Source organism: Hamadaea sp. (assembly GCF_013362815.1).
In the GTDB taxonomy this organism is placed as follows: Bacteria; Actinomycetota; Actinomycetes; order Mycobacteriales; family Micromonosporaceae; genus Hamadaea.
In genome coordinates this window covers 226,895-245,747 of sequence record NZ_JABFVK010000013.1, presented here as the reverse complement: position 1 = coordinate 245,747, position 18,853 = coordinate 226,895, and the positions used below count along the sequence as shown (strand labels likewise).

At 68.7% G+C, this 18,853-nt stretch carries 22 protein-coding genes; 10 read left to right on the top strand and 12 right to left on the bottom strand.

Translation table 11 applies throughout. The features are described 5' to 3' along the window. Positions 1 to 70 precede the first annotated feature (70 nt). The 5 genes from HOV77_RS06155 (at position 71) to HOV77_RS06135 (ending at position 4,038) form a co-directional block, all read left to right on the top strand. Positions 71 to 1,375 carry an amidohydrolase family protein gene (locus HOV77_RS06155; protein ID WP_290858770.1) on the top strand — a complete coding sequence of 435 codons (1,305 nt, stop codon included), beginning with the start codon at positions 71 to 73 and terminating at the stop codon, positions 1,373 to 1,375. After that, positions 1,372 to 2,421 carry a membrane dipeptidase gene (locus tag HOV77_RS06150; protein ID WP_290858768.1) on the top strand — a complete coding sequence of 350 codons (1,050 nt, stop codon included), beginning with the start codon at positions 1,372 to 1,374 and terminating at the stop codon, positions 2,419 to 2,421. Before HOV77_RS06155 ends, HOV77_RS06150 begins: the two co-directional genes overlap by 4 nt. Position 2,422: 1 nt before the next feature. Continuing rightward, positions 2,423 to 2,893: an ASCH domain-containing protein gene (locus HOV77_RS06145; protein ID WP_290858766.1), complete on the top strand. Its 471-nt coding sequence runs from the start codon at positions 2,423 to 2,425 to the stop codon at positions 2,891 to 2,893. 177 nt (positions 2,894 to 3,070) lie between these two features. Then, complete coding sequence (locus tag HOV77_RS06140; RefSeq protein WP_290858758.1) at positions 3,071 to 3,607, top strand: hypothetical protein; 537 nt, start codon at positions 3,071 to 3,073, stop codon at positions 3,605 to 3,607. 260 nt (positions 3,608 to 3,867) lie between these two features. Then, positions 3,868 to 4,038 carry a hypothetical protein gene (locus tag HOV77_RS06135; protein ID WP_290858754.1) on the top strand — a complete coding sequence of 57 codons (171 nt, stop codon included), beginning with the start codon at positions 3,868 to 3,870 and terminating at the stop codon, positions 4,036 to 4,038. Between the two features lie 7 nt (positions 4,039 to 4,045). On the opposite strand, the gene HOV77_RS06130 is transcribed toward HOV77_RS06135, so the two are convergent. Further along, entirely contained in the window at positions 4,046 to 4,378 is a 333-nt protein-coding gene (locus tag HOV77_RS06130; RefSeq protein ID WP_290858753.1) for a TfoX/Sxy family protein, read from the bottom strand. A gap of 99 nt (positions 4,379 to 4,477) precedes the next feature. Between HOV77_RS06130 and HOV77_RS06125 the strand changes: the two genes are divergently transcribed. Then, positions 4,478 to 4,867 carry a hypothetical protein gene (locus HOV77_RS06125; RefSeq protein ID WP_290858750.1) on the top strand — a complete coding sequence of 130 codons (390 nt, stop codon included), beginning with the start codon at positions 4,478 to 4,480 and terminating at the stop codon, positions 4,865 to 4,867. A 16-nt stretch (positions 4,868 to 4,883) separates the two neighbouring features. Next, entirely contained in the window at positions 4,884 to 5,405 is a 522-nt protein-coding gene (locus tag HOV77_RS06120; protein WP_290858748.1) for a 2'-5' RNA ligase family protein, read from the top strand. A 9-nt stretch (positions 5,406 to 5,414) separates the two neighbouring features. Here the strand turns inward: HOV77_RS06120 and HOV77_RS06115 are convergent, their stop codons facing one another. After that, positions 5,415 to 6,098: an ABC transporter ATP-binding protein gene (locus HOV77_RS06115; RefSeq protein WP_290858746.1), complete on the bottom strand. Its 684-nt coding sequence runs from the start codon at positions 6,096 to 6,098 to the stop codon at positions 5,415 to 5,417. After that, positions 6,095 to 7,183, bottom strand: coding sequence for an ABC transporter permease (locus HOV77_RS06110; RefSeq protein WP_290858744.1), 1,089 nt, complete (start codon positions 7,181 to 7,183; stop codon positions 6,095 to 6,097). The genes HOV77_RS06115 and HOV77_RS06110 overlap by 4 nt, the downstream gene beginning before the upstream one ends. A 112-nt stretch (positions 7,184 to 7,295) precedes the next feature. Here HOV77_RS06110 and HOV77_RS06105 point away from each other — a divergent pair, with 112 nt between their 5' ends. From HOV77_RS06105 to HOV77_RS06095, 3 genes are all read left to right on the top strand, one after another. Then, on the top strand, positions 7,296 to 8,711 hold the full coding sequence (locus tag HOV77_RS06105; RefSeq protein WP_290858738.1) for a sensor histidine kinase: 1,416 nt from the start codon (positions 7,296 to 7,298) through the stop codon (positions 8,709 to 8,711). Beyond that, on the top strand, positions 8,708 to 9,343 hold the full coding sequence (locus HOV77_RS06100; RefSeq protein ID WP_290858734.1) for a response regulator transcription factor: 636 nt from the start codon (positions 8,708 to 8,710) through the stop codon (positions 9,341 to 9,343). Before HOV77_RS06105 ends, HOV77_RS06100 begins: the two co-directional genes overlap by 4 nt. 217 nt (positions 9,344 to 9,560) lie before the next feature. After that, a complete protein-coding gene (locus tag HOV77_RS06095; RefSeq protein ID WP_290858732.1) occupies positions 9,561 to 9,950 on the top strand; it encodes a hypothetical protein in 390 nt (129 codons plus the stop codon). Here the strand turns inward: HOV77_RS06095 and HOV77_RS06090 are convergent. From HOV77_RS06090 to HOV77_RS06050, 9 genes are all read right to left on the bottom strand, one after another. Next, on the bottom strand, positions 9,924 to 10,793 hold the full coding sequence (locus HOV77_RS06090; protein WP_290858730.1) for a beta-propeller fold lactonase family protein: 870 nt from the start codon (positions 10,791 to 10,793) through the stop codon (positions 9,924 to 9,926). The two genes, HOV77_RS06095 and HOV77_RS06090, sit on opposite strands and share 27 nt — an antisense overlap. A 1-nt stretch (position 10,794) precedes the next feature. Further along, positions 10,795 to 11,952, bottom strand: a complete 1,158-nt coding sequence (locus tag HOV77_RS06085) for a glycoside hydrolase family 16 protein (protein WP_290858728.1) — start codon at positions 11,950 to 11,952, stop codon at positions 10,795 to 10,797. Further along, positions 11,952 to 13,184: a BNR-4 repeat-containing protein gene (locus tag HOV77_RS06080; RefSeq protein ID WP_290858726.1), complete on the bottom strand. Its 1,233-nt coding sequence runs from the start codon at positions 13,182 to 13,184 to the stop codon at positions 11,952 to 11,954. Before HOV77_RS06080 ends, HOV77_RS06085 begins: the two co-directional genes overlap by 1 nt. Before the next feature lie 27 nt (positions 13,185 to 13,211). Then, positions 13,212 to 14,006 (bottom strand): fumarylacetoacetate hydrolase family protein, encoded by a 795-nt coding sequence (locus tag HOV77_RS06075; RefSeq protein WP_290859681.1) that lies wholly within the window; start codon positions 14,004 to 14,006, stop codon positions 13,212 to 13,214. 93 nt (positions 14,007 to 14,099) lie between these two features. Further along, positions 14,100 to 14,807 carry a bifunctional 4-hydroxy-2-oxoglutarate aldolase/2-dehydro-3-deoxy-phosphogluconate aldolase gene (locus HOV77_RS06070; RefSeq protein WP_290858724.1) on the bottom strand — a complete coding sequence of 236 codons (708 nt, stop codon included), beginning with the start codon at positions 14,805 to 14,807 and terminating at the stop codon, positions 14,100 to 14,102. Then, positions 14,804 to 16,099: an extracellular solute-binding protein gene (locus HOV77_RS06065; protein WP_290858722.1), complete on the bottom strand. Its 1,296-nt coding sequence runs from the start codon at positions 16,097 to 16,099 to the stop codon at positions 14,804 to 14,806. Before HOV77_RS06065 ends, HOV77_RS06070 begins: the two co-directional genes overlap by 4 nt. Before the next feature lie 27 nt (positions 16,100 to 16,126). Continuing rightward, positions 16,127 to 16,993, bottom strand: a complete 867-nt coding sequence (locus HOV77_RS06060; RefSeq protein ID WP_290858720.1) for a carbohydrate ABC transporter permease — start codon at positions 16,991 to 16,993, stop codon at positions 16,127 to 16,129. Then, complete coding sequence (locus HOV77_RS06055) at positions 16,990 to 17,814, bottom strand: sugar ABC transporter permease (protein WP_290858718.1); 825 nt, start codon at positions 17,812 to 17,814, stop codon at positions 16,990 to 16,992. Before HOV77_RS06055 ends, HOV77_RS06060 begins: the two co-directional genes overlap by 4 nt. A 152-nt stretch (positions 17,815 to 17,966) precedes the next feature. Further along, positions 17,967 to 18,767, bottom strand: a complete 801-nt coding sequence (locus HOV77_RS06050; protein WP_290858695.1) for an IclR family transcriptional regulator — start codon at positions 18,765 to 18,767, stop codon at positions 17,967 to 17,969. Between the last annotated feature and the right edge of the window lie 86 nt (positions 18,768 to 18,853).

The window sequence follows — 18,853 nt, the reverse complement described above, 5'->3', positions numbered from 1 at the left end:
GTTCTCGCGTTGCGTTAAACGATACACATGTTACGTCTGTTGTAACACGGCTGGACCGAGGAGTCGCTCGATGGACGAACCCGCGCCGACCCCGTACGCACCGCCCGCCTCGGGTTCGGTCACCGTCTATCGCGGTGGGACGCTGATCGACGGCACCCAGAGCGCGCCGCGTCCGCGTACCACCGTGGTTGTCGACGGCGCTGTGATCGCGAGCGTCGGGCCGGACGAGCAGCTGGCCACGCCGGAGGGCGCGCAGGTCGTGGACCTGGCGGGCCGGTTCGTGATTCCGGGGCTCATCGACTCCCATCAGCATCTCGCGACGCCGCCCAACCGGCCGGTCGCCGAGGCCGCGCTGCGCCGCCAGGTCTACTCGGGCGTCACCGCGATCCGCGACATGGCCGACGACCTGCGCCAGATCGGCGACCTGGCGCGGGCGACGCGCGTGGGCGAGATCGCCGGGCCCGACATCCACTACGCGGCGCTCATGGCCGGTCCGGGCTTCTTCGACGACCCGCGCACCTGGCAGGTCTCCCAAGGCGAGACGCCCGGTCACGTCCCGTGGATGCAGGCCGTGGACCAGGGCACCGATCTGCCGCTCGCGGTCGCGATGGCGCGCGGGACACACGCCACAGCAATCAAGGTGTACGCCGACCTGCCGGGTGAGACCGTGGCGGCCGTCGTCGCCGAGGCGCACCGCCAGGGCATTCAGGTGTGGGCGCACGCCGCGGTGTTCCCGGCGAGCCCGGCCGAGGTGATCGACGCCGGGGTGGACGCGGTCTCCCATGTGACCTTGCTGGCTCAGCAGACGGCTGACGAGCCGCTGTCGTCGTACAAGACCAAGCCGCTGCTCGACATCGAGCGGTTGATCGAGTCGGGTGATCCCCGCCTCGACGCGCTGTATGCAGAACTCGGTCGCCGAGGAACGGTCCTCGACGCGACCGCCGGGATGTGGTTGTGGGTCGCCGATCAGGCCGACGACGCCGAAGCCAAGGAACGGGCGCTGGCCAACGACCGGTTGTCGGCGAAGCTGACTGCCGACGCGTTCCGGGCCGGGGTGCCGATCAGCGCCGGGACCGACTACGAGAACGATCCGGCCGAGCCGCTTCCCGCGTTGCACAGTGAATTGGCGTACTTGGTGAACCGGTGCGGCATTCCGGCGGCCGACGCGATCCGCAGTGCCACCGCGATCGGGGCGGCGAGCATGGGCGCGTCCGACGTCATGGGGACGGTCGAACCGGGCAAGCTCGCCAACTTCGTCGTCCTCGCCGCCGACCCGATCGCCGACATCTCCCGTCTCGGTCAGGTCGTGTTCACGGTCAAACGTGGCCGACGGTTCGACCGCGACTCCTTCTTCTCGGTCGAGGGGCGAGCATGATCATCAACGCGCTCGGCATCCTGGATAACCCCAACGCGGCGGGCTCACTCTCCGCCGCGCACAAGCTCGTGCAGGACAGCGAAGACCTGACGATCGACGCGCGTACGCTCGCCGACGCGCACGCCTCCGGGCTCACCGCCGTCACGATCACCCTCGGGTACACGATCGGCGACGCCGAGCCCTACTCGCATACCTTGCACGAGATCGAGGTGTGGGACCGGATCATCGCCTCGCACCCCGACCTTGTGCAGGTGCGTACGCCGGACGACATCCGCGCCGCCGAGCGGGACGGCCGCATCGGCGTGGTCTACGGCTTCCAGAACACCGTCGCCCTCGGCTACGACCTGAGCCGGGTGCACCAGTTCCGCGATCTCGGCGTACGCGTCATCCAGCTCACCTACAACCAGGCCAACCACCTCGGCGACGGCGCGATGGCCCCCGCCAACGGCGGCTTGACCCCGTTCGGCCGGGAAGCCGTCGAAGCGTTGTGCGACAGCCACATCATGGTGGACCTGTCGCATAGCGGCGAGAACACCTGCCTGGATGCGATCCGCCACGCGAAGCTGCCGGTGTCGATCAACCACACCGGTTGCCGGGCGCTGGTCGACCTGCCCCGCAACAAGACCGACGAGGAGCTGCGCCTCGTCGCCGAGGCGGGCGGGTTCGTCGGCATCTACTTCATGCCGTTCGTCCACCCGACCGGTCACGCCCGAGCCGACGACGTCGTCGAGCACATCGTGCACGCCGTGAACGTCTGCGGCGAAGACCACGTCGGCATCGGCACCGACGGCACCGTCACGTCGATCGACGACCTGGACGCGTACCGGGCCCGGCTGGCCGAGCACGTCGCCCAGCGGAAGGCGGCCGGCGTCGGCGCAGCCGGGGAACGGGCCGACACCTATCCGTTCGTCGTCGACCTCCGTGGCGTCGACCAGTTCCGCACACTCATCGGACTCCTGGAACGGCGTGGCTTCAGCAGCGACCGGATCGAGAAGATCATGGGCCGCAACTTCCTCGCGTACGCCGACCGAGTCTGGACCGCCTGATATGAGGCATTTGAACGAGCCGGAGCTGTTGTTCTGGCAGGCCTACCTGCAGACTCTCCCGCCGGAGAGCCGACCGGCCGAGCCCTTCGTCGAGGCGTCCTTCGCCGGGCCCCGGGAGTCGACGGACGAGCTCCTCAGCTTGTATCTGACGGGGCGCAAGACCGCGGGCAGCAGCATCAAGGAAGACTTCATCGCTGCGGGCGACCCGTTGCCAAAGGTCGGAAACTTCTGGATCCTGCTGAACAGCCGCGAGGAGCCGGGCTGTCTCCTGCGGACCGAGAAGATCGTGGAGCACAAGTTCTACGACGTGCCGCCAGAGATCGCCGTGGCCGAAGGCGAAGGCGACCTGTCGCTCGAGCACTGGCGGCGAGTGCATCGGGCGATATACGAGCCGCACCTCGCGGAGTGGGGGCTGGCATCGATCGCGGACGCGACCGTTCTGACGGAGTACTTCGCTCTGGTTTTCAAGTAGCCGCCTTATGGCGCGTCACACGCGCTTTCCTCCCGGCGCGTCATACGGCTGACGTCGCGCGATCGCCCTCTGTCGTGGCCGCGTCACGGTTGCGTCCATAATTGTCGCGTTGACGGGGATTGCACCCTCCGGCAGGATGACCGGCGAAGATCATGCGGCCGCATTGGAGGATTTCGCATGCGTCATCTCTGGAGCCTGTTAGCCGGTGTCGTGATCGCCCCGCTCGGCTGGGCAGTCATCGCTTTCGGTCAGGCCGTCATCCACGACGCCGTCACCGCCGGTCCGCTCACCGGCCAGTCGAGCAAACTCGTGCTCGCCGGGGCTGCGTTCGCAGCTGTCGGACTCGTCGTGGGCACGCTCGCCTGCCTGCGGATCTCGCCCGTCGGTCCGCTGGTGATCTCCGTGTTCTACCTGGCCAGCACCGCTTTGCTGATCTTCTCCCCGAAGAACGGCCTCGACGTCTTCGACCGCGTACGCAAAGATCTCTTCGGTCACGACGTGTCCCTCCTGAGCCCGCTGACCTCGGGTGTCATCGCGATCCTCGGAGCTGCGCTGCTGATGGCGGTGTTCAGCGGCAAGCGCTGGCGGTCGGAGTCCGAGCCGGAGGCGACTCCCTGGTCCAGTGACTGGAAGACCAGTACCAGCGGCACCTTCGCCGACCTGACCTCCGCCGGGGCGAGCAGCGGCGGATCGTCGCCCTGGGGTTCGCGCTGACCGGTTTTCCCGTTAATGGTCGCGGGCTGTCCCGCTCATGATCGCGCGCGTTATCCCGGGATATCGCGGTTATCGTCGCCGCTGAGGCCGCGATATCCCCGGATAACGCGAACATCCCGCCAGCGCAAGCGCCCCGCGAGCACCTCGCCAACGCGAGCGCCCCATTGGGGCGACGGTCGCAGCATCGTGCGGTTGTAGAACTGTTGTAGATCCACTCAGTACGGTTGCCGCAAGCGACACTCCTCGGAAGGAGCCGCACCATGAATCGCATACCCGCCGACGGCTCGTTCCGCCTCCCGCAGCGGCGGCGCGTCCGGCAGACCCACGCGGAACGACAGATGCCACCACTCTCGGAGGCACAGGTCGAGGCGCTCGAACTGGTCTACCGGTGGATGGTCGCGAACTGGCGCAGCGGTGAATGCCCGGTCTGACCTCCGGTCAGGACTTCTTGCGGTTGCGCGCTGCGGCGACTCCGCGCCCGACCCATCGTTCCAGGGCGGCGTCGTCGGCGCAGACCGACTCGTCGACTCGCACCCAGCCGCGCATCTCACGGCCCCCCATGATCGCGAGCTCGGCTCCCGGCTCCTCGAGCGCGGCCTCGGCTTCAGCGGCCGGGACGTTGACCAGCAGGCCGCCGTGCGTACTGACCGCGACGGCCAGCTTGCCGTCGATCAGCGTGGCCAGCCCGCCGAACATGCGCTTCTCGGACCAGCCCGGCTCACTCTGCGCGAATTCGCGCACGCGTTCGGCCAGATCTTCGTCGTACGCCATGAGGACATCATCGCAGCCGGGACCGACATTCAGTGGCGTACGCGAGCCTGGCCGAAAGGGTTTCCCCGGCGCACCATGGGTCGGGTGGAGCGATGGACGATGGAACGGCCCTTCCGCCTCTGGCACTTCGGGGTCGGCCACGGAAGGCTGATCCTGCACTCGTACGCCAGAACCGGCGAACCTGAGAGCTACTCGGTGTTGTTCGGCGGGGTCCAGGCTATGCAGTTGCACGCCATGGCATACGACCCCCTGATCATCGAGCCGGCCGACGACGAGAAGCGAGCCGAGATGCTGGCCTTCGCCGCCGTCCCCGATCGGCACCACCACCGCATGCTCAGCCTGACACTGCCCCACCATCGCACCGGCGCCGGCTGGATCCTGTGCTTCTTCGCGACGGTGTTCGCGCGCCCACACGACCGGAACGGTACAGACGCGCGAGCCTTCGACGACGCGCGCTGCGTACAAGTGATGAAACCACCCGGAAGATGACGGGTACGCTGCGGCAATGACCGAGCTGGAGACCGCCCTGATCGTGCCGATACCCGAAGCGGAACCGGCGGTCGGCGCGCTGCGCGCGCGGCTGGACAGCAGCGCGGCCTGGGGCGTGCCGGCCCACATCACGGTGCTGTACCCGTTCCTGCCGCCGGAGCAGCTCACCGACGATGCGCTCGCGGCGGTGGCCGAGGTATGCGCAGCGACCCCACGGTTCACGACGAAGCTGGCGAGCGTCCGCTGGTTCGGCGACGCCGTGGTGTGGCTGGCTCCGGAGCCCGACCAGCCGTTCCGCGACTTGACCGATGCGCTGTGGCGACGGTTCCCGCAGGCGCCGCCCTATGGCGGGACGTTCGACGACGTGGTCCCCCATCTCACGATCGGGCACGACGCCGGGCGGGAAGCCTTGGACGCCGCCGAGCAGGCGGTCGCCCCGCACCTGCCGATCACCGTCGACGCAACCGAGGTACGCCTTCTGCAAGGAGCCTCCGGCTCCCAGCCCTGGGTGACCGTACGCTCGTTCGCCCTGGCCTGAAGCCCGGGATCACGAGCTCTGGGCCGGTACGCGCAGTCGTCCATCGTGGACACCGACCACTTGGTCGGCCGCTTCGAGATGCGTGTGGTCGTGCGTGACGAGCACTGTCGCGGTTGCCCGTTGCCGGGTGAGGCGGGCGATGAGGTCGATGACGGCTGCGCCGCGATCGTGGTCCAGCGCGCTGGTGGGCTCGTCGACCAGCAGAAGGGTCGGGTCGTTCATGAGCGCGCGGGCGATGTTGACCCGCTGACGCTGGCCGCCGGAGAGTTGATGTGGGCGGCGGTTCGCCTCGGCGGTCAGCCCGACCGCGTCGAGCAATTCGCCGGCACGGCGGCGGGCCGATGTCGCGGAGCGGCCGTCGATGTGTGCCATGACCTGCAGCTGTTCGGTGGCGGTCAGCGAAGGCAGCAGGTTCGGCTGCTGGAAGACGATGCCGATCTTGTGGCGGCGCAGCTCGGTCAATGCCGCCCGGGACAGCCCCGGGACGGTGGTGCCGTCGATGACGACCGTGCCTGTGTCCGGGGTGATCAGGGTGGCCGCCACCGCGAGCAGGCTCGATTTGCCGGAGCCGGACGGCCCGACCACGGCGGTGAGACTACCCCGCGGCACGTCGAGGCTGACCGAGTCCAGCGCGGTCAACCGGCCGTCGCCGTCCGGGTAGGTGAGGGTGACGTCGGTCAAAGACAGGCTCATCGGGCACTTCCCAGAGCGATCAGCGGGTCGATGGAGGCGATGCGGCGTAGTGGCAGCGCCGCGCCGACCGCGCCGAGGGCGATCATGACGGCGGCGGGAACCAGGACGGTGGCGGGCGTCAGCTCGAACGGGATCTTCGTCCCGGCGATCAACGCGCCGAACCCGGCGGCCAGACCGGTGCCGATCAACGTGCCGAATCCCAGCAGCACTACTGCTTGGCCGAGCGCGTCGGTCAGCAGCCTTCGGGTGGGCGCGCCCAGCGCCTTGAGGATCGCCACGTCGCCGCTGCGCTGGATGGTCCAGACGGTGAAGAAGGCCCCGATGACCAGCGCGGAGATCGCGAACAGGAAGCCTCTCATCAGCTGAAGCGACCCGTTCTCGGAGGTGTAGGAGCCGATCGCCGAGAGCGCGTCGGCCCGGTCGACGGTCTTGGTGCCGGCCTCGCTGTCGACGGCTCGAAGATCCGTGCCGTCGCCGACGGTCAGGGCGATCACGGTGGCGGTCTGGCTCGCCGACGACCCGGTCGGTGGCGCGAGCTGCCGCCACAGGTCGAGGTCGGCCCAGAGGACCGGGGTGTGGCTGAACGAGGCGTCGCCGCTGACCGCCGCGACCGTCACGGTCTGCCCGGAGAGGGTGACGGAGTCGCCGGTCGTGACGCCGAGATCGGCGGCGGCCGCATCCGACAGCACCACGGCGCGATCCCCGATCCGGTCACCGGCCGGAGCCAGGCCAGAACCGGGCAGCACGCCGAACACGGAAACCGCCACGTTGCGGTCGCCGGCAGTCGCCTTCGTCGTCGCGATCCCCAGCGGCTGCGCACTGCGTACGCCGGGGGTGGCGGCCCACCGCTGCCACTGCGCCTCGGTGACGACGGAGTTGGCGAAGGACAGACTCTGCCCGGCGGACGGAGCATTGAAGGCAATCTTGTCGGCAGGCAGACCCATGATGGCCGACACGTTCTGCCGGCCGAGTCCGGCGGTCAGCCCCGACAGCAATCCCACCAGCAAGGTGATCAACACGATGACCAGCCCGATCAGGACGAAACGCCCCTTCGCGAACCTCAGGTCTCTCCAGGCAACAAACACGTTCTCCACGGTGCTCGGCAGCGCGCTCAACCGCGTCTGGCGTACGACTGGATTCGGGTTCTAACTTTCGACACAAGCCGTCCCGGCCGGAGCTGTCTACGCTGGTAGGGCCATGAACACCGAAACTCGCGCCCTGACGCCCACCACCGGGATCTTGGCGTGGTGTCTGCACCTTCTGGTCTTCGGGCTGCTGGCGGTGGTCGCCGTCCGCGCGATCGGCACCCCGGTCGTCGCCATGGCCGCCGTCTGTCTCATCGTGTACGCCACGGGGCCCCTACTGCTCCGGAGAATGCGTACGCGCCGGGCCGCCGTCGCCTGGATCATCGGATTAGGCGTCGCATGGCTGCTGCTCCTGATGCTCACCGCCGACGCGGTGTGGCTGGCCTTCCCGCTGTACTTCCTTCAACTGCATCTGCTGCCACGGCGAGCGGGACTGGCCGCCGTCGCCGCCACGGCTGCGCTCGCAGTCGGCGGGTACGCCGCCCACCAGGGCTCGATGAGCGTGGCGATCGTCATCGGGCCGGTTCTCGGTGCGGCGGTCGCCGTCGCCGTCGCGTGGGGCTATCAGGCGCTCTATCGAGAGAGCGAACAGCGACGGCGGCTGATCGAGGAGCTGACCGCAACCCGGGCCGATCTCGCCGCTGCTCAGCACAAGGCGGGCGTACTCGCTGAACGGGAGCGCCTGGCCCGGGAGATCCACGACACGCTGGCCCAGGGCCTGTCCAGCATCCAGTTGCTGCTCCGCGCGGCCGAACGGGCGCTGCTGAGCACCCCGGACAGCGCCGCTCGCTACCTCGGGCAGGCCCGGCAGGCTGCCGCCGACAATCTCGGCGAGGCTCGGCGGTTCGTCGCGGCGCTGGCCCCACCTGCGCTGGACGACGCGACGCTGGCGGCCGCCTTGGAACGGCTCTGTGCCACCACCGGCAGCCAGCACAAGATCGCCGTACGCTTCCGCGTCGTGGGCGAGCCGGTTCCGCTGCCCACCGGACGCGAGGTCGCCTTGCTCCGCATCGCGCAGTCGGCCATCGCCAACACGGTCCAGCATGCCGAGGCGACCTTCGTCGAGCTGGCGCTCTGCTTTCGCGACGGCCACGTCGCCCTCGTCGTCACCGACGACGGACGCGGCTTCGACCTGGCGCAGTTAAGCGACGGATTCGGGCTGACCACGATGCGCTCCCGCGCCGAGGCTCTCGGCGGAACCTTCGCTGTCGAGTCCGCCTCCGGACGCGGCACCGTCCTGACCGCCGCGCTGCCCCTCGGCTCCACCGACGCGCACTCTTCTGCGCCGGGTGCCGCCGATCGACCGCCCGCTTTGGCGCCGGGCGCATTCGGCGGACCGCCCGCATTGGCGCCGGGCGCATTCGGCGGACCGCCCGCTTTGGCCCCGGGCGCATCCGGCGGACCGCGCCGGATCACGGTTCACGGTCGTATCTTGGCCGAAGATTCGACCCACATCCCTGATCCAGCGCCTGCGCCCATCCCGGACACAGCGCCCGCAGCGCCCGTAGCCAAGGGCGGACGCCGGTGAGCGACCCGCGCATCCGGCTCCTCCTGGCCGACGACCACCCCGTCGTGCGGGCGGGACTACGGGCAGTCCTCGAAACCGAGCCGGACCTGGTCGTCGTGGCCGAAGCCGCCACCGCAGAAGCGGCGGTAGCCCGCGCGAGTCAAGGCGACGTCGACGTAGTCCTCATGGATCTCCAGTTCGGCAAGGGCATGACCGGCGCGGAAGCCACCGCCGCCATCACCGCGCAGCCGAGCGCGCCCCGCGTCGTCATCGTGACCACCTTCGACACCGACGCCGACACCCTGCCTGCCATCGAAGCCGGCGCGAGCGGTTACCTGCTCAAAGACGCCGAGCCGGAAGACCTCGCCGCCGCCGTACGCACCGCAGCCGCTGGGCGTACGACGTTGGCGCCGACCGTTGCCGACCGGCTCCTGAGCCGGCTCCGCTCCCCCGCCGTCACTCTTACCCGACGCGAGATCGAAGTCCTCACCCTCGTCGCCGATGGTCTGTCCAATCAGGGCATAGCCAGTCGGCTGCACCTCACCGAGGGCACCGTCAAGTCACACCTAGCGCGCGTTTACACCAAACTCGGCGTGGAGTCGCGTACGGCGGCTGTCGCGAGCGCAGCCGATCTGGGGATCATCCGCCGATGACTCGGCATGGAGACGCATAGAGCCTGTTCGCCGTTGCCGAATTGTCCGAGCTTCATGATCAGCGGAAGATTCGCGGTGCCATGACCCCACATTTTCTCCGTTGATCTCCGCCAAGAACGTCGCAAGCCGACGATCATCCGCGCGCGATCCACCAAACTGTCGGGAACCGACGATCATGGCCTCTCATGCTTTGCCAACAGGCTCTTATGCTCGCGACATGAGGGAGAACCAGCAGGCACCGCAGTCGGCGGAGGGCGAGGCGAAGGTCGTCACGCTGTGCGGCTCGACCAGGTTTGAGACTGACTTCGCGAAGGTGAGCCAGAGGCTGACGTTGGAAGGTTGCGTCGTCATCAGCCTCGGGATGTTCAGCCTCCCCGATCCGGCGGACTGCGGCTGGGCGGCAGACAGCTCGGACCTGAAGGAACGGCTTGGCGCCTTGCACTTCCAGAAGATTCGTATGGCCGACGAGGTGTACATCGTGGATCCGGGCGGCTATGTGGGTGAGTCGACCCGACGGGAGATCGCCTACGCAGAGTCGCTTGGCAAGCCGGTTCGTTATCTCAGCCGCGAGCGCTTGGCGTCAGTCCCCGCCGATGACCGGCGCTAGTACGCGTAGCTGACTCGCCCGGCGTACGCGCGAAAGCGGCAGCACGCAGGAAGCACCGGGAACGGACGCAGATCGGAGTCGCCGGGGCAACCCGGTCTCGGGATCGAGCCGGAACGTCGTGATGTCCCCGGAGTGCTGATGCGCCACGTACAACAGGTCGCCGTCGACCGCGAGGTGCCGTGGCCAGGCGCCGCCGCTGGGAAACTCCGCCACCAGCCGCAGATCCTGCGGAGTAAGCACGGCGACCACATCCGGTCCTCTATCGGCGACGTAGAGGAAGCGGTCCCGATATCCGGCCACTTCGGACGGTCGGGTCAGGCCGGCGTACCGGGCGATCGGTCGCCATTGCGCGTCGAAGGACGCCACCGCGCCGTCTCGTTCGCAGGTGATGAACCAGGTGTCGCCGAGCCGCCGGAAGTGCCGGGGGCCACCGGGGACGGCGTACTCCCCCAGCATCGTCAGCGAATCACCGTCCAAGGAAAAACTCCCGACGACGTCGCGCCCGAGGTCGCTGACCAGCACTTCGCTGGCGTATGCGGAGATCATGTGCGGGTGCACGAACCCGTCGAGCACCCGGGACGGCGGACCGATCGTGCCGTCGGCCGTCAACGGATGCACTCGGACGGTTCCGGCCGAGTATTGCGCGGTCATGAGGTGGTCGCCGACCACCGCGAGGTGACAGGAGTCGGGGTCAGTGGCGTAGACGATCGGCAGGCTCGGGTGCGGGGCCAGGAACGACGGCGACGGCAGCCCGGCGAGGAGGCGTACGCGCCGATCGGGGAGGACGCGGACGACGCCCGCGCCCTCCCCTCGGGGTGGTGTGTAGCACCCGGCGAGCAGCACGTCAGATCCGGACGAACTTCACCGCGTCCGCGCGGGCGCAGCCGGTGCCGCTGGACGTGAGCTTCACCGCGGTCGAGGTTCCGGCGGGCAGGCTGAAGCTGCCCAGCGACACCCAGCCCGAAGTACCCGTGGTGCCGTTCACGTAGGTGGTCGTTCCAGCGACGTCATACCGCGCGTTGGCGTCGCTGTTGGCGGCCACGATCTTGTGGGCGTACACCTGGTACGTGCCTGCCGCGCCGATGTTCGGCCGCCAGGTGGCGGTCGCCCCGGCGACGCCGCACGCGGCGTACCGAGTCGGCGAGGCGTAGGTCCAGCCGGTCAGCGACGAGTCGTACCACGTGCCGGTCTCGCTGTAGCCGTACGCGGCCGGTCCGTCGTTGTCGACGTAATAGTCCTTCTGCCAGTAGCGGATGTAGTCGAACTGCACCGCCGACGGCAGGAACGCCGGATCCGGCGAGGTGCCGTAGCCGATCGAGGTCAGCCAGATGTTGGTGTAATCGTGGGTCCACTGGCTCGGCGTGTACGGGGCGGTGTACTTGAGCAGACCGTCCACATAGAACTTGACCGACGTCTCCGCCCAGTCGATGCCGTAGACATGCCACTGCCGCAGATCGAGGCCCGTGTTGTAGTTCGAGCCGGAGCTGTAGGGACCGGCGACGCCGTTGCCCTTCCACGTGAGGACGCCGGAGTGGCTGCCTGTCAGGGCGGTCGGCGACGACTTCGAGTCGATCTCGAACCCGTCGATCTCCGTACGCGCGGTCGCCGAGTACGTCGTGCTGCCATCACCGGACATCAACCAGAACGAGCTGTGCCAGCCGACCCCGTCGTTGATCTTCGCGCGCGTCTCGTAGTACCCGTACCGGAAGCTCTGCTTGCTGATCAGGCCGCCGCCGGTGAAGCTCTTGCCGGCGTACGCCTCCTGCTTGAGGTTGATGGTCATGAGCCCATCGGCGACCGACACGTTCTCGGGCCGCTGCGCGCTGTACGCCTTGACGTCGGTGCGGTAGTTCCACTTGGCGGTGTCGACCGCGGTGCCGGAGAAGTCGTCGCTGAAGGCGAGCGTCCAGCCGGTGCCGCCGACCGGATCGGCGTGAGCAGGAGCCGGAATCAGGGCCACCGTCAGCGAAAGCGCGACGAGTGCGAGTGTTGAGCGACGCATCAGTTCCTCCCGTAGTAGAGGCGCAGATTGGTGAGGTCGACGAGATAGAGGATGTCGACGCCGGCCCCGTCGCGTTCGACGGCGAGCCGTTCGACCGGTACGCCCGGCGCAAGAGACGTGGCCGTCCACGCCGTATCGGGTTTGGTGGCCACGAATGCCCGATCGGTGCCGGTGCTCGTGACGTAGTAGATCCGCTTGCCGTCGGTGGGATGCCAGGTGATGTCGACGGCGGCGGTGGTCTGCCCGCCGTTGTAGACGACGTCCCGAACCCACGAACTGCCCGAGAGGTACGCGTACCAGACGTCGAAGTTCGTGGCCTGCCGGAATCGGTAGACCACCTTCGGGCTGGTGCCGTCGACGGTCAGCTTGGCGCTCTGCACCGACGGCCCGGTGTCGTTCCCGTACGCCTCCCCCGAGATCAGGGGCTGGATGACGTCGGCGGTCGCCGTCGTGACCGGGGTCGTGACGGCCGCGCCGGTGTGGTCGCGGAACGTCCCGGAGGACGGCGAATACAGCAGGTAGCTGAGTTCGTGCCGATAGGTGGTCGCCGGGTAGATCCCCCACTCCCACAGGATGTGCAGGTTGCCGGCCGAGTCGAACTGCAGGTCGTCCGGGTAGACCGCGCGGTTGTCGGACTGGGCGAAGATCGCCACCCGGCTCCACGTCGAGGCCGCGTTGTCCCATCGGTACAGCCGGCCCGAGCGAGCGGTAGTGCCGTCCAGCCGGGCGATGAGGTAGAGGTCCCCGTTCGGCGCCGTCGTCACCACCGGATACGTGACGCCGATGCCTTGATCCGGCAGGTCGGCGGCGTGCCATTGCGGTACGCCGCCGGTCGTGTCCGAGCGGAAGTACCGCCAGGTGTTGTTGTGCATGGACGCGAAGACGTGGAAGCGTCCACTGCCGTCGCGGGCCATCGAGGGCTGGTTGTGGCCGATGTCGTCGGTGAACTCCGGTTGCGTCGTGCCGTTCAGCGCGGGCAGGCGCGTCCAGTTTCCGGCGTTGTCGCGCCGGGCGATGGCGACCTTGTGTGTGCCCGCGGTGGAGCCGGGCTCGTTGAAGGCCAGGTACGCGTACTCGTTGCCGCTGTAATAGGTCTCCAGCGGAGACCACCAGCCGGCTTGGTTCGACGAGTCGATCGCGTACGGGACGAGGGTGAGGGAGGCGGCTGCGGCGGCGGGCGTCGCCGGGAGCAGCAGGACCGCCGCCGTCAGCAGGGCGAGGGGTCTGCGCATGTCTCTCCTTTGTGGATGGAAGGAGTGCTATGCCGTGCCGATGACCTGGCGCTGCCGGCCCAGCCCGGTGACCTCCAGCTCCACGATCTGACCCGCCCGCAGATAAGGACGGCCGGGCAGGCCGATCGCGCAGCCGGGCGGAGTGCCCGTGTTGAGGATGTCGCCGGGACGAAGGACCATGAACTGGCTGGCGTACCAGACCAGCTGCGCGGGATCGAAGATCATGTCGCGAGTGGACGCGTCTTGGCGTACCTCGCCGTCGACCCACAGCCTCAGCCGCAGGTCGGTGGGATCGCTCAGCTCGTCCGGGGTGACGAGCCAGGGTCCGAGTGGGTTGAAGGTCTCGCAGCACTTGCCCTTGTCGATGGTTCCGCCGCGTTCGTGCTGGAAGGCGCGTTCGGAGACGTCGTGCGAGATCGCGTACCCGGCGATGACCGCCTTGGCGTCCGCGGGCCCGTCCAGATAGCGGGCGGTCGCGCCGACGACCACGGCCAGCTCGATCTCCCAGTCCACGGCGGTGCCGCCACGGGGAATCAAAACTTGGTCGTACGCACCGACGACGGTGTCCGGAGCCTTCAGGAACAGTGCAGGTTCCACCGGCGGCTCGAATGGGGGCGGCTTGCGATAGTTCGGGCCGACGCAGATGACCTTGCCCGGCCGGGCGACCGGCGCGCCGATCCGTTCACCGGTGATGGCACGACGTGGCAGCGCTTCCGCAGCGAGCGCCCGCTCGACGGCGACGACGCCGTTCGCGCCGAGGAAGTCTTCGTCGATGTCGGCGGTCAGCGGCGACAGGTCGTAGACCACGCCGTCGGCGTCCATCACGGCGGGACGTTCCCCGCCCAACGGGCCTACGCGCATCAGGCGCATGTGTCCTCACAAAGTGGTTCGGGCCGCCTCGGTGCGGTCAGTTGATCATGAGGTTGGGGGCGGCGACACGCCGTCAGATGGAACCCTGGGTTCATGATCAACGGGAAAGGCGGAGGTGGCGGCGGCGAGGAAGCCGGCGGCGCGCGAGCGCAGCGCGCCCCAATCGCCGGCGGCGACGAGACGGGGGTCGACGAGAGCGCTGCCGACCCCGACCGCCACCGCGCCGGCGGCGGCGTACGCCGCGACCGAGTCGGCGGTGATCCCGCCGGTCGGGGCGAGCCGCAGCTCCGGCATCGGGGCCAGCAGTTCGCGAACGTACCCCGGCCCGAAGGCGCTGGCCGGGAACACTTTCACCAACGCCGCTCCGGCCAGGGCGGCGGTCTCGATCTCGGTCGGCGTCAGTGCCCCGCACACCACCGGCAGGTCGGTCGCCGACAGGACGGCCGGCCGAACCGTTGGGGTGACGAGGAACTGTGCGCCGGCCTCATGCGCCGAGACCGCCTGCTCCGCTGTGCGTACACTTCCCGCTCCGACAAGACACGCGCCTGACACCGCGGCGCGCAGCTCGCGGATCGCGGACAGCGCGCCGGGTGTCGTGAGCGTGACCTCGACCGCGGGCAGTCCCGCGTCGGCCAGGATCTCCCCGACGCGGGCCGCACCTTCAGCCGACGGCAGCCGGATGATGGCGATGACCCGGCCGAAGCTGACCGCACTTCTGGCGGCTCGGCCGAGAGCCTCCCCGGCGCTGGTCATGAGGTGAGCGCCGCCATCTGCGACTTCGCGGTGGCGAGCGCGTCCTTCGGGCTGGCCTTGCCGATCAGCGCCGACTGGACCGCGTTGGCGAGCGCGGTCTCGATCTGCGCGAACTTGGGGTAGATCCAGAACGGGTCCGGCGTGGCGTGCGCGCCGATCGCGCTGGTGAACGCCGTTACGAACGGATCCGCCTTGACCTCGGCGCTGGCGAGCCCGGCCGTGGTGGTCGGCGGCAGCCCGGCGCCCTTGTACCACTGCGTGGTGTAGGTCGGGTCGCTGGTCATCGCGCTGACGAACTTGGCCGCGGCGGCCGAGCTGTCGCCTTGCAGGACCGCGAGCGCGTGGCCCCAGGCGAGGTGGCGCGACTTGTCGCCGGAGTTCTTGACCGGCCGCGAGATCGGCATGAGTTTGTCGCCGAGCGACTTGTCGGCCGAGGCCTTCGTGACCGCGCCGCGTCCGCCGATCGCGTCCTCGTAGTAGCCGACCTTGCCCTGGGCGAACAGCGCCCGCGCGTCGAACCGGTTGACGTCCGGCGCGATGAGCTTCTCGTCGTAGAGCTTCTTGTACCAGGTCAGCGCCTCGACGCTGGCGTCGTCGCCGACGGTGATCGTGCCGTTGTCCACGACCGGCGAACCGAAGACCCACATCCACGGGATGAAGTCCTTGAGCTGGTCCACCTTGGTCATCGCGGCCCATGGCACGACCCCGCCGCCGAGGCCCTTCAATGCTCGCAGCGCGTTCTCGAAGTCGGCGATCGTCGTGGGCGCCTGGGCGACGCCGGCCCGCTCCAGCAGTTCCTTGTTGCCGATCAGGCCGATGCCCGCGGTGGTCCACGGCAGTCCGTACTGCTTGCCGCTCGCCTTCGCGATGCCGAGCGCTGCGTCGGTGTAGCCGCCCTTGCCCGCGATCGGGCCCAGGTCGACGAGCTTGCCGGTGGCGGCGAGGGTGGCCAGCCAGGCGACGTCGGTCTGGATCACGCCGGTCAGGGTGCCGCCGCGTACTTGGAGCAGGAGCTGGTTCAGGTAGTCGTTGTAGGGATACGACGCCGTGGTCACCTTCGCCCCGGCGCTGCCGGCGTACGCGTTGACCATGGTGGTGAGCACGTCCTTGGTGGACGCTTCGTTCAGCGACCACGCGGTGAAGCTGAAGTCCTTGACGCCGTTGTCGGCGAACGGATCGCCGGACGACTTCGAGGGGCTGCTGGTGCCGGGGGCACATGCGCCGAGGACGGTGGCGCCGGCCGCCAGACCGAAGAATTTGCCGAGGTCACGGCGAGTAATCGGGTGGGACATGGCGTACTCCTGAAGAGGTGGGAGGGGTCAGCCCTTGACCGCGCCGCTGACAAGTCCGGCGACGAGGTAGCGCTGCAGGATGACGAATCCGCCGACGACGGGGAGCGAGACCACCAGCGAGGCGGCCATCAGGTCGGGCCAGGCGGCCTGGAATTCGCCGAGGTACGTGTTGACCAGGCCGGGCGGCAGGGTCTGCTTCTCCGGACCGGCGAGGGTGAGGGCGAAGATGAAGTCGTTCCAGCCTCGGATGAACGCGAACAGGCCGGTGGCGACGAGGCCGGGCAGGCTGACCGGCAACAGGATGCGGTGGATGACGCTGCCCTGGCCGGCTCCGTCCACCTTGGCCGCCTCCAGCAGCTCGTCGGGGATCGTGTCGAAGAATCCCTTGAGCATCCAGACGCACAGCGGCAACGTGAACGTGGTGAACGACAGGACCAGCGCCAGGTAGGAGTTGAGCAGTCCGAAGGCGCTGAACAGCAGGTAGAGCGTGATGAGCAGGAGCGCTTGCGGGAACATCTGCGAGGCCAGGATCAGCGACATCAGCGATCGGCGGCCGCGGTAGCGGAACTTGCTGAACGAGTACGCCGTGTACGCCGAGACGAGCACCGTCAGCACGGCGGTCAGCGACGACACGATCAGGGAGTTGACCAGGTACCGGCCGAGCACGGGATTGTCGGCCAGGTTGGCGAAGTGCTCGAAGGTGACCGTACGCGGCCACAACCGGGGCGGGAATTGGAAGGCGTCGCCACTGGGCGTCAGCGCGGTGACGATCAGCCAATACACCGGGCCGAAGGCGAACAGCCCGATCACGATCACGGCGATCATCGCCAGCCACGGCCGGGGTTTGCGCGGTTTCCGTGTCTGCGGCGGCGCGGCAACTGTCAGGGTCGTCATCGCTTCTCCTCCCGCTCGGCGAGGCGTACGTAGCCGACGACCAGCACGAGGAGCAGCAGCAGCCAAAGTGCGCCGAGCGCGCCGGCCCGGCCGAGGTCGAAGCCCTTGAACGCGGTCTCGTAGACGGCCACGGCGAACGTGGTCGTGGCTCCGGCGGGCCCGCCGCCGGTGAGCACGTAGATCATGTCGAAGTGCTGGAAGTTCCAGATGACTTCCAGCAGCACGACGATGCCGATGATGCCGCGCAGGTGCGGCAGGGTGATGTGCCAGAACCGGCGCAGCGTGCCCGCGCCGTCCATCGCGGCCGCCTCGTGCAACGTGGCCGGCACCGTCTGGAGCCCGGCCAGCAGCATCACCATGATCCAGGGGAAGCTGGCCCAGGTCTTGGCCACGATGACGGCGAGCATCGCGGTCGTCGGGTCGCCGAGCCAGCTGACCGGCGCGTCGATCAGCCCCAGCTGCACGAGTACGCCGTTGAGCAGCCCGTAGTTCGCGTTGAAGATCCAGAGCCAGGCGAACGAGACGACCACCCCGGGGATGACCCACGGGAACAGGAACGCTCCCCGGAGGACGGCCCGGCCCGGCAGGCGCGTGTTCAACGCCAGAGCCAGGGCGAAGCCGAGGATGAAGGGGCATGCCGTGCTGAACACCGTGAAGACCAGGGTGTTCTGGAGCACTGGCCAGAACTGGTCGTCGAGCACGTGGCGGAAGTTGTCCAGCCCGACGAAGCTGCGCCCGGGGATCACGAGGCTCTGCTGGAACAGGCTCGTCGTCAGCGACCCGATCAGCGGGTAGAGCACGATCGCGGCGAACAGCACCACTGCGGGCAGTGTCAGCAGGAACCCGAACGTACGGTCCGACAGGTGCTTTGGTTGCCGCGCGTTATCCGGCATATCGCGGTCTCCGCCCGCCGGAAGGGGACGTTTTCCCGGATGACGCGCGGAAGAACCGGGCCGTGCGGAAGACGCCAGAGTCATTCCGACACCGCCGATTGCAGAGGTACGCGAGCCGGCCCGTGATACCCGAGCCCGATGCTGATCGAGTCGGCCGCCTCGATGACGGCGCTGGCCAGCGTGGCTTCCCGGTTCGGCAGGTCGATCGCCGACAGCGGCCCGGAGACGGACAACCCGGCGACCACCGCGCCGGACGCGTCACGGATCGGCGCGGCGACGCAGGCCCGGCCGAGCGCGAGTTCCTCCACCTCAGTGGCGTACCCCCGGGCGACGGCGAGCGCGATGGCGTCGTCGAGCTTGTCATGCGTGACGATCGTCCGTGGCGTGTACGCGTGCAGGTCCTCGACCAGCACCCGCCGCTCGGTCGGGCTGAGCCCGGACAGCAGTGCCTTGCCCAGACCGGTGGCGTGCAACGGATTGCGCTGCCCGGCCAGCACGAACGGGCGCGGCGCGAGCCGGCCTTCGAAGTTGAGCAGGTAGAACAGCTCGTCGCCACGGCGTACCGCGACGTTGGCGCCCAGGCCCAACTCGGCGGCGAGGTTCTGCGCCACCTGCCGGGCCTCCCGATGCACGGGGTGGCTGTTGAGGACGGCACCGCCGAACGACACCATGTCCAGTCCCAGCCGGTAGAGGCCGCTGACCGGATCGCGGTCGACGAAGCCGGCCGCCTCCAGCGTCTGCAGCAACCGGCTCGCGGTCGACAGCGACAGCCCGACCGCACTGGCGACGTCGGAGACCCGCAGCTCAGAGCGGCCGGCGGTGAAGACGCGCAGCACACCGAGCGCTCGTTCGACGCTCTGCGTGCCGGTTTCCGAAGCCATCGGGTTCCACCCTCTCTGGATTTCGCTTGCGTGATACGGCAAGATATCCCGCATGTTGCAAGCGGTCAACCAGTGAACGGGAGAAG

What these genes read in the sequence shown, in the direction of transcription:
- HOV77_RS06155 (WP_290858770.1), top strand. Translation starts at nt 71, where the DNA reads ATGGACGAACCCGCGCCGACCCCGTACGCACCGCCCGCCTCGGGTTCG.
- HOV77_RS06130 (WP_290858753.1), bottom strand. Translation starts at nt 4,378, where the DNA reads ATGGCGTACGACGAAGATCTGGCCGAACGCGTGCGCGAATTCGCGCAG.
- HOV77_RS06135 (WP_290858754.1), top strand. Translation starts at nt 3,868, where the DNA reads ATGAATCGCATACCCGCCGACGGCTCGTTCCGCCTCCCGCAGCGGCGG.
- HOV77_RS06120 (WP_290858748.1), top strand. Translation starts at nt 4,884, where the DNA reads ATGACCGAGCTGGAGACCGCCCTGATCGTGCCGATACCCGAAGCGGAA.
- HOV77_RS06080 (WP_290858726.1), bottom strand. Translation starts at nt 13,184, where the DNA reads ATGCGCAGACCCCTCGCCCTGCTGACGGCGGCGGTCCTGCTGCTCCCG.
- HOV77_RS06140 (WP_290858758.1), top strand. Translation starts at nt 3,071, where the DNA reads ATGCGTCATCTCTGGAGCCTGTTAGCCGGTGTCGTGATCGCCCCGCTC.
- HOV77_RS06075 (WP_290859681.1), bottom strand. Translation starts at nt 14,006, where the DNA reads ATGGACGCCGACGGCGTGGTCTACGACCTGTCGCCGCTGACCGCCGAC.
- HOV77_RS06050 (WP_290858695.1), bottom strand. Translation starts at nt 18,767, where the DNA reads ATGGCTTCGGAAACCGGCACGCAGAGCGTCGAACGAGCGCTCGGTGTG.
- HOV77_RS06085 (WP_290858728.1), bottom strand. Translation starts at nt 11,952, where the DNA reads ATGCGTCGCTCAACACTCGCACTCGTCGCGCTTTCGCTGACGGTGGCC.
- HOV77_RS06125 (WP_290858750.1), top strand. Translation starts at nt 4,478, where the DNA reads ATGGAACGGCCCTTCCGCCTCTGGCACTTCGGGGTCGGCCACGGAAGG.
- HOV77_RS06095 (WP_290858732.1), top strand. Translation starts at nt 9,561, where the DNA reads ATGAGGGAGAACCAGCAGGCACCGCAGTCGGCGGAGGGCGAGGCGAAG.
- HOV77_RS06070 (WP_290858724.1), bottom strand. Translation starts at nt 14,807, where the DNA reads ATGACCAGCGCCGGGGAGGCTCTCGGCCGAGCCGCCAGAAGTGCGGTC.
- HOV77_RS06060 (WP_290858720.1), bottom strand. Translation starts at nt 16,993, where the DNA reads ATGACGACCCTGACAGTTGCCGCGCCGCCGCAGACACGGAAACCGCGC.
- HOV77_RS06065 (WP_290858722.1), bottom strand. Translation starts at nt 16,099, where the DNA reads ATGTCCCACCCGATTACTCGCCGTGACCTCGGCAAATTCTTCGGTCTG.
- HOV77_RS06145 (WP_290858766.1), top strand. Translation starts at nt 2,423, where the DNA reads ATGAGGCATTTGAACGAGCCGGAGCTGTTGTTCTGGCAGGCCTACCTG.
- HOV77_RS06105 (WP_290858738.1), top strand. Translation starts at nt 7,296, where the DNA reads ATGAACACCGAAACTCGCGCCCTGACGCCCACCACCGGGATCTTGGCG.
- HOV77_RS06150 (WP_290858768.1), top strand. Translation starts at nt 1,372, where the DNA reads ATGATCATCAACGCGCTCGGCATCCTGGATAACCCCAACGCGGCGGGC.
- HOV77_RS06115 (WP_290858746.1), bottom strand. Translation starts at nt 6,098, where the DNA reads ATGAGCCTGTCTTTGACCGACGTCACCCTCACCTACCCGGACGGCGAC.